The following is a 14,963-nucleotide window of genomic DNA, read 5'->3' on the forward strand; positions in this document are numbered from 1 at the left end:
CTCGCTGGATTTACTTTCGATTCCCGTTTATCTTGATTGGTATTCTTCTATTATATACCTACTATTACCATAGGCGATTTTTCTTTATACCCTTCACACACCTATTCATTCTCCTAATATTCAACAACTTTCTGTGAAGGGTGTGAAGGAAGGCCTTTTTACTCCAGATCACTACCCAATTCTCCCCCATACACTTCCAACAGATTCATTAATTCTTTGAATGCGGTAGTTGAAACGGATTCCTGTTCGCCGGTTGGTAAAAGTAAAAGGATTTCCTGCTTCCCTTGAAAGAAGGCTTCTTCGTAGATGTATTGAAAAAAGGGCTGATAGCGCTGGAATCCTTTCAGGCTTTTCCCCGTTTTGATCCATTCTGTTACATATTTATATTTAATGAAGCATGCCTGCGCCCGTTCTTTATCGGTTTTATACCCATCGCCTCGATTGGGCAAGTGGGCATCGATCCGATATAGATAATCCAGACGCTCCGGATTTTTCTTCCAGGCCTGATAGAAAAGAAGGATAGCGTCCTGTTCCTGTCCGTCGCGCCATAGTGTTTCTCCCCGGGAAACCAATAACAGATTGACCCAAGCCGGAGCCGGTTGCATCAGTTGTTCTGCCTGCTTGAACAGACGAAAGGCCTGCTTCCGGTCGTAGGTCATTCCTAAAGCGGCTCCCAACAGCAGGGTGGTTTCAATATCTGTCGTATCCCGACTATAGGCTTTTTCCAACAAAGGGATGGATTGTAATTGCCGGCCGGCATAATAATGGGAAGCTGCGGCATATTTCAGATTCAGGAAAGTAGAATCGCCTTCCTGCAACAAAACCTGATACAATGAATCGGCCTCATCGTAGGACTTATGCATGAAACAGGCCATCGCCTTACTTTTGATCAAGACCCGGTTGCCCGGATTATACTTGAGAGCGGTATCACACACCTGCACGGCTGTTTCAATATTCGCATCGTCCAAACGAAGCAGGCAGTTGACAAAGCCGTTGGCTACACCTACATGTTCCCGGTTTGCCATGAAAGCATTATAATAACAGGCCGTTGCCGCCAACAATGAATCCATCTTCAAGAAACAATCGGCCAGCTGGCTATATACCAACGGATTGACCTGTGTTGTATCCTGCTGCTGAATCCACTTGTATTGCTTGATCGCTTGCGGATAGTTTCCTTCCATCGCATACAGTCGCGCCAGCTGATAGTTGGCATAAAAATTCGTACTATCCTGCCGAAGTGTCTTTTGGAAATACAAACGGGCCTCGCCTGTCTTTCCCACATTCATCGAAACACGCGCCATCGCATTGATAGCTTCTACGGAAGTTGAATCCAATGCCAGGCAACGCTGATAAACCGGATAAGCGGACTGATAGTCCAGGCATTCTTCCAACCGGCGTCCTTCCCGTAGCAATTGTTCCTGTTCGGTTAAGGACTGACTCCAGCTCTCCCAAGAGAAGAATCCACACAAAACGAAAATATACACCAACTGTCTCATAGGCTTTTTCAATTTAGGTCTGAAAGATAATCATTAAAGACGGAAACGGGAAATATCGACTTCCTTTTGTTTCTTTTCCTTATAACCACCGAAACGATATACGAAATGGATAGTCACACTCCGGTTATAAAAGGAGTTATCCATGTCCAGATATTGTCCTTTAAAACGGACCTCGGTTTTGGGATAACCGGTATTCAGCAGATCATTCCCCCGGATAGAGATGGAAGCTTTCTCATGGGCAAAGGTCCACTTGGCGGCGGCTTCCAAGTTAAACAACGGCTGAATATCGAACGTACCTTGTATGGCAGCCGACTGATACCGGCCGTTCAATTCGAACGACACATGTTTTCCGACCTTAAATGTATTGTCGAGCCAGGTAACAAATACCCACTTCTTCCGGTTAAAGGGAATATCAAAATAATCATCACAACGCTGGTGCATCCGCATTCCCAAAGCATTGTATTTTGCCCGATACCACGAACCAGCTGAAAAAGGAATATTAGCCACCACACCGTATTGCCGCATGTAATCCCAGTTCTGCATTTTGTAAATTAAAGCCAGCCGATCGGACGACTGATAAGGCGACTGCGTAAAGTAATCGTTTGTATGTTCAAAGAAGGCTGTCAAGAGATATTTCTGTTTCCAGATATACGTACCCGATAAGCCGTATTGGTTGGCCGGACGCAAACCGGGTGTTCCATGAATCTCGGAATAACCATCCAGATAACTGACAGCCGACTGCATCGACCAATAATCCGGATATGTCTTGTCTGACGATAAAGAGACTTGCAGCATATGTTCCGGCCGAATCATCCAAAGGAACGAAGCCTGCGGATAAAAAGCCCATCGCCGGTAATTGCCCAATTCATAATACTCACCCGTTGCCGAAACAGAAAAGTGAGTGCCGTTTCCGAATTGCTTGCCGAGCGATACATACAAATCTATCGTATGTTCTTTCAGGTCGGAGTGCGTGTCTTGAGCATCCACAGCGCCTTGCACGTCCTGATAGACCTGATAATCCCGACTTCGGGCAAAATCATAAGACAAGCCATAGCCCAAGGTCCAGTTTTCAGGTAAGGAATGCGACTGATCGGCATAAACCGTATATTTATCAATCTGCTGACCACCGGATAGATTGAATGATTTCCGGCTGCCATCGGAATAATCCACCTGCATCTGCTGCGCATTATTCATTCGATAAGCCGTATAATCACCACCCAGCTCCAGACCAAAACCGGATGTATAGCGTAAAGAGACATTATGCAGTCGCTTATCGGTCTCTTTATTCAGCAAGCTTTCCTGGAAGTTTCCGGTTGTATAGGAATTTCCTTTATACGACGGCGTATAACTGCCGAAGTAAGATACATCCACCCGGTTCTTGTCATCCAAGTGATATTCGAAGGCTCCACGGAGATGATGTACCCATCCTTTTTCCCGGATTTCTTCCTCATTCCGGATATCATGGACTTGCCCTTGCAACGTATGGCGCGAATACAAATCGATCTTCGTCATCGTCTTGTCGTTGGCTGTTCCATACATCACATCCACTGCCAGCTTGGGAGTTGTATAGCGGAAGTTCGCATTCGCATTCCCGTCGTTGAAATACTGGTTCCGATAATCGGCCGAGACTTCACCGGAAAAGGAATAATCGGTTGCCTTCTTCAAGACAACATTGATAGCAGCTCCACGTACATGGTATTCAGGCGGCGCACTATACATCACCTCAGCTTTTTCTACCCGATCGACCGGCGTATTCCGCAATAAGGTTTCCAATTGCAAAGCCGTCATGGTGGTGGGTTTCCCGTTCAGTACGATGGTCAGAGACGAAGCTCCTGCCAACGACAATGTCCCGTCCTTCTCCGTAATTCCAGGCAGTTCGGCCAGAGCTTCAAAGGCATTGTTGACGATCCGTTGTTCTGCCAGAACCGACAAATCGTATCCTAATTTACCGTCTTCTACCTGCACTAACGGGCGTTCGGCCGTGACGACCACTTCTTGCAAGGCACGGTCGTTTGCTGTTAAAGGAATATCTCCAGTTTGTTCACTCGTGCCTGTCCATTCTTTAGGGGCATACGCCAAATGCTGCAAGACCAAGCGGTAAGGAAATACCGCCGGATCAAAACAGAAAACACCTGTTGTGTCGGTCACGACGGCTCCGACAAACGTAGAATCCGCACGCTGCAACACCACCGATACCGCATCCAATGGTTTTCCAGCCTCATCCACTACACGTCCCGAAACCGTTTGAGCCTCTATTGTTCCGGCATAAACCAACAGCCAGCCGGCCACGATTCCCATCATCTTTCTTTTCATCTTCTTTCGTATTTAATCTATAGCGAAAGTAGAAGTCGTTTCCCGAAAATTGGGTTATCAGTCTGTGATGTATTGTTATTTAGTGTTAGCAGGAATGCAGTTAGTTAATATCCGGAAAGTTGTATCTTTGTGCCCATGAGAATCTTCCTGGCACTTTTAGTCATCGCTTTGGGCTGGATCATGCAAGGCTGCACGAATGAAGCAGACCGCAACGCCATCCGGCAGATGGAACAGGCAGCACCTTTGATGCAGTCTGATCCCGAGGTGGCTCATGTCCTGTTGGCAGACAGTGTTGCCCATCCGGAGCTGTTAAGTCCGGAAGTCAATGCCCGCTGGTGCCTGATGTTATGCCAACTGGCCGATTCGATTGGCACGCCGTTGCCCTATGTGCCCCAAATGGAGCGGACATACCGATATATGAAACGACACGGCACAATAGATGAACAACTGCAAGCTGCCCTTTATTTAGGCCGTACCTATATGGACGATCAGGACCAGGAAGCCGCTTTGCGGACTTACACCGAAGCCTTGCAGCAAAGTATTATGGAAAACAAGCCGAACCAGTCGGGCTATATTTCCAGTTATATGGGCGATGTGTATCAGTTTCAAGGCATGTACCAGCAGGCTGTCGAGAAATACCTGACGGCTTCCCGTTATTTCCAGCAGGTCGGAAACCATCGCAGCGAAGGTATTGCATTTATAGATGCCAGTCGGAATTATACCTTTATGGACTCGTTGGATATCGCTTTGAAGTATATGCTACGTGCAGATTCGATGGTGGTTTTGTATGGGGATTCTGTGGATAGAGCTTGTATATTAAATGGTTTAGGGAATATTTATAAAACAAGAGGAAATGAAATATTGGCAAAAAAATACTTGCAAAAAGCTATTAAATATGATTTGGAGGAATCAGCTCCCAGTTATTTAGCGTTAGCAAAACTTGAGTTGTCAAAACAGAATTATGAGCAGGCTCGTTTGTATTTGAAACAAGCAGAACGTCCTACGATTAATAAGGGTACAGCTATAGAATTACCATATCAGTATTATCTAATTGAAAAACAGATTGGAAATACGACAAAAGCATTAGCCGAATTGGAAAATTTTATTACTGTATCTGATTCCATTTTATGGTTAAGAAACAATGCTGAAATAAATGGATTGGAAGATAAGTACAAGTATAGTTTGCTTTTGTCAGACAATGCCCAATTGAGGACAGTTAAAACCCGGCGGACAGCATTTCTGGCTATCGTTGTATTATTAACTCTCTATCTTTATTTTCATTATAAAGCCCGTTTAGAGCGCAAGAATAAATGTATTTATCAGCAGGCCTTGATTTTGGAACAGAAAAATAACACCTTATTAACATTAAAGAATGATTTACAGCAGAAGCAATTGGAGTTGAAGTTGTTAAGCCGGCAAATGTCTCAACAAAAGGTAGAATGGCAGGCTCTGTACGAGAAGAAAGTAGCAGAAATCCATCAGAAAGAAGAGGAGATCAGCTTGCAGACCCGTTCCATTTGGGAGGTTTCACCCATTACTAAACGCTTACAAACATTAGTTCGGAAAGTTAATCCCAATGCCACTCAGCCTCCATTAACGGACAAAGACTGGAATGCTATTCGTGAACAAGTCCGAACACTTTATCCGGCTGTAGAAAAGGTAATCCTTACAATTGGATTGAAAGGTTCTGAAGAAAAACTTTGTTATTTGTCTTTATTTAAATTTGATACAAACCAAGAGGCCATTTTATTGAATGTTGCTATTAATTCAGTCAATACCTATCGTCGGAATATCCGTAAAAAATTACAGATCCAAAACCCTTCTCAGAAACTCTGTGATTTTTTATTGGAACTGAAATAATCTACCATATTTTATCAAACTCTAAACTAAAAACATATCTATATCTTACTTTTTATGTTTTAATGTATTGATAATCAATTAAACTATATCTTAGTCGAAATATCCATTTCTTTTGTTTAACCTACAAACCAATTATACTTTTGCCATCGAATTTTAAAACAAAAATGTATATGTATAAGATGAAAAGATTAATCGCATTGGTGATGGCTTGCCTAATATCGATTCCGGTATTAGCTAAGCGAGAAATTCATTTTGCAGGAGATTGGAATATCACTAGAAAATCTATTAATTCCAATATTCCTATTAAAGGGAACATTGAAGAAACAACCGGAGAACTTACGTTAGCGTTTACGGAAGATTTGGGCGATGTAGTAGTAACCGTGACGGATGCGTCTGGAAAAACGGTTTATCAGGAAACGGTAACTACTGGTAATACGCCTACTTGGACGGTATTCTTAGATGAGTCTGTTCAGAACGGTTCTGTTTCTATAACGGATGGAATAAATTGGATTCATGGAAATCTTACTTATTAATGAATAATATTTATTTTGATTTAGAGATATTAAAAGTAATTTTGCAGACAAAATAATTTACGAAAATGAGAACACGTTTATTTTATATTTTGGTTGTATTTCTTAGTTGTATGAGTTTTTCCTCCTATGCTCAATTGCAAGTATTAGGAGATGGTCGTGTACAGATTGGTACTTTAAAAGAAGATGAGGATTTGTTGAAGGCAACAACACTTCAGGTTTTGGGTTCTACAGGAACAAACCGTGCTGGGGCAAAATTGGCTTTTGGCGATTTTGGAAGATACACGCATTTGGGTTGGAATGTGTTTGTGGGTGAGTATGGATCTGATGATACGGATCAATTATGGTTACACGGGAAAAAAGGAATTTATTTGACCTCAGATGGACAAGCTAATAATATAATTGGGTATTATAATCCCTCTGTTAATACCAACTTTGTTTTTAATACGAATTTACGGGTAAATGGAATTAATATAACTTCTGATGCCCGACTGAAAGAGAATGTTCAATTATTGGATAATTCGTTGGAACTTCTTTCCGATATAAATGCTGTTACTTATAATTACAAATTATCTGAATTGCCAAAAATAAGTAGTTCAACAGAAACCCAACTGACTGGTCAAAATGATCAGAATTCATTCGCTTCTTCAACTTCAGAAAAAGAACATTTAGATAAACAATATCAGGAGGAGATCGATAAAAAAATCTCGGAAGAGGCAAGTCGTAAACATATTGGCTTTTTAGCGCAAGATGTACAGAAGGTTTTACCAGAGTTAGTGCACACAGATGATAAAGGGATAATGTCGATAGATTATATCGGTTTTATTCCTATCCTGGTAGAAAGCATTAAGGAAATGCGAAATAAGATAGAAGAGCAAGAATTGATAATTGAAAAATTACAGAGTAAATTATTATCAGAAGGCTCTTCTATTTCAATCTCGAAGTCTATAAATTCTATGTTGCAAAATGCTAAACTTTATAATAAAGATATGGCTTCAGTATCCTATAAAATAGATATGGATTTTTCTACAGCTAATTTGTTTATATATAACCTTTCTGGGCAACTATTGAAAAATTTAGAACTTGAATCTCCGCAAAGCGACATCTATATTGATAGAAATGAATTGGGAATTGGTACATTCATCTACGTTCTAATCGTTGATGGTAAAAAAGTTGATACGTTGAAAAAGCATATTAATTAATATATGTTGGCCTTTTGAAAATATGAAAATTTATCACTTGTTTCTATTGTATGACTATTAAAAAACTGGCCTTATGAAAAGAATAAAATTAGTACTATTGTCTCTGTTGATGATACAAGTAGGACTAGCTCAATCTTATGAATATGTACCATTTCCTAAATCAGATGCTACGTGGAGTGAATGGTATGAATATAGTTATCCCGATGGATATCCATATAAAGAGGCTTATGAAACTTTCTCTGTCAATGGGGAAGATACGCTGATTAATAGAAAAACTTATACGAAACTGTTTATGGATAGGCAAACACGCTATAAACTTTCCGAAGCCAGCGGAGGTAAAGAAGAGTTGAAGGATGTGGTATATGTAGGAGGATTGCGTGAGGAGAATAAAAAAATTTGGTTCTTGGGTGATACCATCATACACCATCTCAAACCTATATCAATAAATGAAGAAATTCTTTTGTATGATTTCTCATTGGAGGTGGGCGATACTGTAAGAACAAGTGGAACGATCCAATATGATAACGATAATGAAGATATGGCTATTTATATACAAAAGATAGATACCATACAAATAGGTGGTTCTTGGCGGAAGAAATTTCACTTGGCAGGGGAGCGATTATATGAAGATTGTGTTTGGATCGAAGGTATAGGATCGTTGAATGGTCTGTTTTTTTGGAAGAGGCTTTTGGATTTGACCGGTGAGAATACTACGCTGAATAAAATAGTTGGTTTTAAGTCGCAAGGAGAACTCTTGTATATGAACGATGAATACGACTCCTTTTATCCCCCGGTGGCAAACGAAAAAATTGAAATGCCAAATAATAAAATTCAGATTAGGCAGATGGGGGGAAGTTTAAAATTCAACTTTAATGATGTCCGTTTATCGCACATTCGGATATTCAATATAGCAGGTGTAATGATGGAGAATTATTCGGTTTTGAATCAAACGGAGTTGGTTTTACCGATTGCTTCTATGAAACCAGGAATTTACGTATATCAGTGTATTGGGGTAAATGGAAAAACGTATTCAGATAAATTCGTAATAAAATAACGAAAATGAGATAGTGATGAGAAATATATACAAATTATTGGGAATATGCTTGTTCGGATTCATGTTTCAAACCGTACAAGGACAGAGGGGGGCGGTACGTCAAATTGTAACATTTTCTAGTATCTCTGTAACAGAACAAACTAAGGAGGATGGTGCAATTTATAATGCCCTGCAAAGTGATTCTTTAGAGCAAACAAATGAAGTTGGATTACCTTCTTTACCTGTAAAGTTAGTTCAAGTGGCGATTCCTGCTAATGCGCAGATAGTAGGAGTAAAAATAAATGAGATTGAAAAAAGGGAAGAGCAGATATTAAATCATAAAGTTCAACCAGTACAAAGGACTATTCCTGTTGGATTTACAAATAATCAAGAAGAATTTATAGGTATATCCGATTATGAAAATATCAGTGTATATCCACAACAACCTGTTGAAGTTGTGGATAATGGATATTTAAGGGGAATCCAAATTGTTACTATTGCAGTTTATCCTTGCCAATATCATGTCAATAACGATAAATTAGAAGTGTACCAATCTTTGGATTGGTCATTAGAGTACGAACTATATGAAACAACAGGTGAAAAGAAATCTCAAATATGGAATGATTCGTTTCTGAATGCTTTAAAAGCTATAGTCTCTAATCCGCAAGATGTGCTTACTTTGTTTTCTACTAGAGAACAATTGCGTACAGCAAGTGTAAACGCTTTGAATGTTCATTCGCAATACATTATTGTCACTAGCGCGGAATTGGCTTCATCTTTTAATGAATTTATGGCGTGGAAAAAAAGAAAAGGTATTTCTATAGATTTGGTTACTATTGAAGATATAAAAAACGCTTATACTGGAGATTTGATTTCAGGTATCAATGATGATGCCGGAAAACTCAGACAGTTTTTATCTGACGCATATCAAAATGGATGTGAGTATGTTTTATTGGGAGGAGATATAAATATTTTACCAATCCGATATGCATATTATAACTATCAGTTTGGAGGTTTAAATGAATCTCAAAAAAATATACCTACAGATCTTTATTTTTCTGATTTCGATGGGAATTGGGATAGTGATAAAGATGGAATCTATGGGGAAATTAATGATAATATAGATTTCTATCCTGAAATTTATATTGGAAGGATTTTGGTTAATAGTCCAGTTCAAATTCAAACATGGATAAAAAAAGTATTACTATACGAGCAAAACCCAGGGAAAGGAGATTTTAACTATTTGACAAAAGCTTTTTTTACACAAGCGGATCAATTATTACAAGGTAATGAAGCTAATATAGTTTTAAATAGAGCTACATGGATTCCTTCTGCGAATCGTGTTGTTTTTAATGAAGAAGGTGGATCCAATACAGGGAGTGTCCCTGCATTTCCAACAGGAAAAGCTGTTATAGACGAGTTTAATAATCATTATGGAATATGTAGTTTTATGGGGCATGGAGGACCTACTAATGTGGCAGTCGCTACTAAAGGAATAAATGGTCAGCCCAAGTATAAAGTTACTTCATTAGATAATGGATATGCAGGTATGGAAGGGGCTGATATTTCAGAACAGGGCAATGGCTTTGATAATATGACCAACGTAGATTATCCTTCTGTTTATTATTCAATTTCATGTGAAACAACACCTTTTGATCGTTATGGAAATAATACAGATACTCCCAATATGGGACAAACCTTTACTTCTGAAATAAATGGTGGAGGTCCTTTGTATTTAGGAAACACAAGAGTTGGTTTTGTTTCTTCTTCATCTGATTTTTTCAAAGAGTTTATGAAAGTTCTTCCTAATAATTGTAATGTAGGTGTTGCACAAGCAATTTCGAAAAATAAATATTCTAATACAGGAGTTTATGCATATCTCAAACTGTCACACAACATCATCGGTTGCCCTGAAATCCCTATTTGGACAGCTGTACCTTCCGTTTTCTCTAATGTGTCAATAACAGAAAACGGCAATAATGTTACAATAGATTCTCATGTTAGTAATTCAACAATATGTCTGATAAGTGCTTTAGATAATGGTGAAAGTTATTATGAGGTTCGTAAAAACACATCAGCTTCCACTTTTTCCAATGTTTCTAAGCCATACCTTGTTACTATTACTAAACAGAATTATATTCCGTACATGAAGGATCCAGATAATATTTTTATACAAAATGAAACGATTGTTGCTGAAAAATATATACAAGGCATTCACATTAAAGCAGGAGAAAAAGTAACACTTTTACAAAGTGAAGGTCCGGTGATTTTAAAAGAAGGTGCAGATGTTATTTTAAATGCGTCTGAATCTGTCAATTTAGAAGGAGGATTCAAAGTAGAAAAAGGAGGAATGCTAAAGGCTTATTAATATATTATTAACTTTCTAAATCCATTAATATCATGGCTGACGAAAACAAAAAACAAGAGTATGTTTGGCCCGTGGAGCTGCGGGAAAACAAGATTACGGAACGGACGGACGATTATACTGCTTCCGTCAAGACATTCAGTGATACCAAGTCGCTGGAGTACATCGCCAAAGAGATTGTACGCGAACGTACCGAGTATCGTTTGGATACTATCCTCAGTATCCTAAAGCTGGTGGAAGAGAAGATCCGCCACATCCTCTATTCCGGCTACCCGGTCATGACCGAGAATGTGCGTTTTGCACCGACCATCACCGGTTCGTTCGATTCGCACGGCGAACTGCTGGACGACAAAAGCATGAAGTGTGGGGTGAATGTGACCGTCAACCAGATTGTAAAAGACGGATTGGCCGGCGTGAAGCTTTATATTGACAGCGTGCAGGAACTGGGCGGCGCGAAGATTGACCGCGTGAAAGACCTCACCACGGGCAAGACCGACGGAACCGTTACGCCGGGCGGCATGGTGGAAGTTACCGGATCGAAGATCAAATGCCTCAACGCCGATGGTAGTGGTATTGGCCATTTCCGCTTGTATAATGAGGGCGAATCCGCCGAAGAAGTAACTGTATTAGGAGTGAATGCCCCGTCGAAAATCATCTTCATCTTCCCGACCGGCCTGTTGGCAGGCAATTACCGGCTGGAGATTGAAACCTATTTCTCAAACACATCCACTATGTTGAAAAATCCACGTACACTGGTTTGTCCGGTGGCATTGAAAGTCGAATAAAAACCACGTTACATAGCGTTGGGTGTCGACGGAGTATTGCGTCGATGCCCGACGCACCATTGCGCTAACACTCGACGCAACGTTACGCTAACACCCGACGCACTATTGCGCTACCGGTTGACGCAACGTTGCGTCTTACTATAAAACAAAAAGGTGTTGCCCCATATAAAAAAACACTAAATGCTTTTCTTTTTCCCAAAAGTCCTTTTCCTTTGTGGTGGCAATAGACGCCAAACATCTATTACCGCCAAAGAGAGAGAGGGATGAATATTATCTATTTAAACAATTGTACGTATGAAAAAAGTATTATTTCTTTTGTTGTTGATTTCTTCTTCTGTCTTTGCACAGAAAGTGGAACATGGTATTTTAGCCGGAGCTTCTTTAGGTTTTCCGCTGCAAGACAAAAATGAAACACCAGCTCCACCGGTAAGCGATTTCTTTTTGTATAATAACGACCTCTTCGGCGGCGGTATGATCGGATATCGATTCCGTTTTTTACCCGAGCAAAAATCATTCTTCGATTTGGATCTTACTGCCGGATTTCAGAGCCTAGGAGCATTGAAATACAAACCGTATATGAACGGTGGAGATCCTAATAATGGATATGGTCACTTTGATGGAGAAGACATCAATGATTTCCTGTTGCCGATAGCCGTGACTGCTACTTGGAATTACCGGATTACAGACAAGTTCCATGCAGGTTTGGGAGTTGCTCCGAAACTTTATGTACAACCACATGCCGCCTTCGATTTGTCGGTTGTCGCTAAAATGGGTTACCGGGTCTGTAAGCATTTCGAATTAGGACTATCTTACCAGTATGGTTGTCTGAATGTGATGAAACATTTCAATGATGGTAAATCACAAGGCCGTAAAGGACATTTATCAGACTTGATGCTATCCGTTTACATCCCTTTCTCTGTTAAATAACTCATGCATGGATGACATTGTGAAGAATAGAGAATGGCCGATTGACAATTCTCAATTATAAAAAGGCACGGATTGCGCGGAAAACACGGTTTTAAATAATTATTATCCGTGTTAATCCGCGAAATCCGTGCCTAATTTCTTGTTATCAATAATTGTCAATATCGTTCGTCAATTCTTCAATCTGTATAGATTCAGAGTGTAAACCTAGACTTCTTCCGTTCTTTGGGATCAAGCCAGAAAGAACGATGACGCACTACTGTTATTTAGTGTTACTACGCTTCCAACCCTCGCCAAAAGCCGTTACATTTGTCGGCATGAAAATACAGATGCACTTGATCACCCTGTTCGTGACCCTCTCTATCTTAGGGATCTTTTTCTTCCAAGGCTATTGGCTCTGGAACCAATATACCATGGAAAGCCGGCAGATGCACGAACGCATCGACCTGCTGTTCAAGCAATCCATCGCCGAAGTGCTGGCTATTCAGGTAGAAGACATGGGGCGCGACACTTCGGCTACTGCCCGCCACGGGAAACTTGAAATCGGCATCAGCGCCGACAGCCTGAGCCGCGCCCAAAGTCAGCCGGGCCGACGAGTAGTACGTTATTACCGCAATACGATATTTAATCCGGAAGAAGGGAGTAACGATGCACCACTGGTCTTTACCAAAGAATACTACAAGGAAAGTTACGACGCCTTGCGCCTCGCCGGGACAGCCGGTATCTTCGAGATGGTCAATACCCTGAAGCCGATACAGATCAACCAGATTGACAGTGTGTGGGGTATTCATCTCCGGCAGGAAGGTATTCAGGCTGTACATTTTGTAGACGCCCTGTTTGGTCGGGATACAGTTATCGACTCGTCCCGTCCGCCTGGTCTTGAGCCCAAACACCTCATCCCGACACAACGTATCAGTACTTCCATGACTGAACAATTCGGATTGCAAGGTTATATTGTCAATGCGAACTGGATCATATATAAACAGATGATCTTCTCGTTTGCCGCCTCGCTCCTCTTTGTCCTGATCACGTCGGCTTGTTATGCCTATCTGATCCGTACGATCTTACGACAAAAGACAGTGGCGCAAATCAAGAACGACTTTGTCAACAACATGACCCACGAGCTGAAAACTCCCATCACCGTGACTTATTCAGCCATTGATGCCTTGCAGACATTCAATCTGGTAGAACAAAAGGAGAAACGCGAGGCCTATTTCAATCTGTGCAAGCAGCAGCTCAAACATCTGACAGAGCTGGTGGAAAAGATCCTGAGCATGGCGGTTGACGAGCGGAAGAACTTCCGCCTGCAACGCGAAGTATTCCGCCTCGCTCCTCTCATCGAGCAACTGATACGTCCTTTGGAGCTGCGTGCTTCCAAGCCCGTCCATATCCGGATGACGGATGAAACCGAACCGACTGAAATAGATGCTGATCCGCTACATCTGAAACAGATGTTAGAGAACTTACTGGATAATGCCGTCAAATATTCGGGTGAGGAAGTCCACATCGACATCCGTATCCGACAGACGGCGAACGCGACTGAAATACGCGTTACAGACGATGGTATCGGTATTGCTCCCAGTCAGCAGGAACGCATCTTCGAACGCTTTTACCGCGTCGGGAACGGCGACAGACACGATGTGAAAGGCTTCGGCCTCGGACTGAGTTACGCCAAAGACATGGCCGAACGGCACGGAGGCAACATCCACGTAGAAAGCCGCGAACACCACGGCAGTACATTCACCCTGATAATTCCTTTTAGACATGATACACGTATTACTGGCAGAAGATGAAATAGCCTTGGCCAAGATTATTAAAGACAGCCTCGAAAGCCGGGGCGATTTTCAGATCAGTATCGCCGCCAACGGTGAAGAAGCCTTGAACCTGTTCCGGCAAGTCCGGCCCGATGTGCTTGTTCTCGATGTGATGATGCCACGCCTCGACGGCTTCAACCTTGCCAAGATGATCCGGCAGATCGACCGGCAAATTCCGATCCTGTTCCTGACAGCCCGCTCTTCCCTCGACGATTTAGTGACTGGTTTCAAGTTAGGCGGTAACGATTACCTGAAGAAACCCTTCGAGATGGAAGAACTGATGGTACGTATCCAGGCATTGGCGCACCGCCCTATCTCTGTACCCGAACGAGAGGAGGTCAAGGAATACGAAATCGGGCGATATCGTTTCCACGTAACCCATCAGACCTTGGAGATTGACGGACAAACCGAAAATCTCTCGTTCCGCGAATGTGAAATCCTACGGATGCTCTGCCAACAGAAGAACGAAGTCCTGCAACGCCGTCCTGTCCTGCTGGAACTATGGGGCGACGACAACTTCTTCAATGCCCGCAGCATGGACGTTTTCATCACCAAGCTCCGCAAGAAACTAAAAGCCGATCCCTCGGTACAGATTGTCAATATCCGGGGAATCGGCTATAAGCTAGTGGTATAATCTTGGA

11 protein-coding genes are annotated in these 14,963 nt (G+C 41.6%); 9 read left to right on the plus strand and 2 right to left on the minus strand.

Annotated elements, in window-relative coordinates; translation table 11 throughout:
- Positions 1-158: 158 nt before the first annotated feature.
- A complete protein-coding gene (locus tag MUN53_RS15190) occupies positions 159-1,496 on the minus strand; it encodes a tetratricopeptide repeat protein (protein WP_243326351.1) in 1,338 nt (445 codons plus the stop codon).
- Positions 1,497-1,529: 33 nt separating this feature from the next.
- Positions 1,530-3,809 carry an outer membrane beta-barrel family protein gene (locus MUN53_RS15195; RefSeq protein ID WP_243326352.1) on the minus strand — a complete coding sequence of 760 codons (2,280 nt, stop codon included), beginning with the start codon at positions 3,807-3,809 and terminating at the stop codon, positions 1,530-1,532.
- 135 nt (positions 3,810-3,944) lie between these two features.
- On the opposite strand from MUN53_RS15195, the gene MUN53_RS15200 reads away from it, so the two are divergent.
- The 9 genes from MUN53_RS15200 to MUN53_RS15240 all read left to right on the plus strand — a co-directional run bounded on the left by MUN53_RS15200 (position 3,945) and on the right by MUN53_RS15240 (position 14,956).
- Positions 3,945-5,669: a tetratricopeptide repeat protein gene (locus MUN53_RS15200; protein ID WP_243326353.1), complete on the plus strand. Its 1,725-nt coding sequence runs from the start codon at positions 3,945-3,947 to the stop codon at positions 5,667-5,669.
- A gap of 179 nt (positions 5,670-5,848) precedes the next feature.
- Complete coding sequence (locus MUN53_RS15205; protein WP_243326354.1) at positions 5,849-6,202, plus strand: DUF3244 domain-containing protein; 354 nt, start codon at positions 5,849-5,851, stop codon at positions 6,200-6,202.
- 65 nt (positions 6,203-6,267) lie between these two features.
- A complete protein-coding gene (locus MUN53_RS15210) occupies positions 6,268-7,401 on the plus strand; it encodes a tail fiber domain-containing protein (protein ID WP_243326355.1) in 1,134 nt (377 codons plus the stop codon).
- A 73-nt stretch (positions 7,402-7,474) separates the two neighbouring features.
- On the plus strand, positions 7,475-8,455 hold the full coding sequence (locus tag MUN53_RS15215; RefSeq protein WP_243326356.1) for a T9SS type A sorting domain-containing protein: 981 nt from the start codon (positions 7,475-7,477) through the stop codon (positions 8,453-8,455).
- A gap of 16 nt (positions 8,456-8,471) precedes the next feature.
- Entirely contained in the window at positions 8,472-10,802 is a 2,331-nt protein-coding gene (locus MUN53_RS15220; RefSeq protein ID WP_243326357.1) for a C25 family cysteine peptidase, read from the plus strand.
- 32 nt (positions 10,803-10,834) lie between these two features.
- Positions 10,835-11,584 (plus strand): DUF4469 domain-containing protein, encoded by a 750-nt coding sequence (locus tag MUN53_RS15225; RefSeq protein WP_243326358.1) that lies wholly within the window; start codon positions 10,835-10,837, stop codon positions 11,582-11,584.
- A gap of 294 nt (positions 11,585-11,878) precedes the next feature.
- Entirely contained in the window at positions 11,879-12,511 is a 633-nt protein-coding gene (locus tag MUN53_RS15230; protein ID WP_243326359.1) for a hypothetical protein, read from the plus strand.
- A 314-nt stretch (positions 12,512-12,825) separates the two neighbouring features.
- Positions 12,826-14,301 (plus strand): sensor histidine kinase, encoded by a 1,476-nt coding sequence (locus tag MUN53_RS15235; protein ID WP_243326360.1) that lies wholly within the window; start codon positions 12,826-12,828, stop codon positions 14,299-14,301.
- The gene (locus MUN53_RS15240) at positions 14,273-14,956 is read left to right on the plus strand and encodes a response regulator transcription factor (protein ID WP_243326361.1); all 684 of its coding nucleotides are present in this window, start codon (positions 14,273-14,275) and stop codon (positions 14,954-14,956) included. Before MUN53_RS15235 ends, MUN53_RS15240 begins: the two co-directional genes overlap by 29 nt.
- Positions 14,957-14,963: the final 7 nt, after the last annotated feature.

Source organism: Parabacteroides faecalis (assembly GCF_022809355.1).
Lineage (GTDB): Bacteria > Bacteroidota > Bacteroidia > Bacteroidales > Tannerellaceae > Parabacteroides > Parabacteroides faecalis.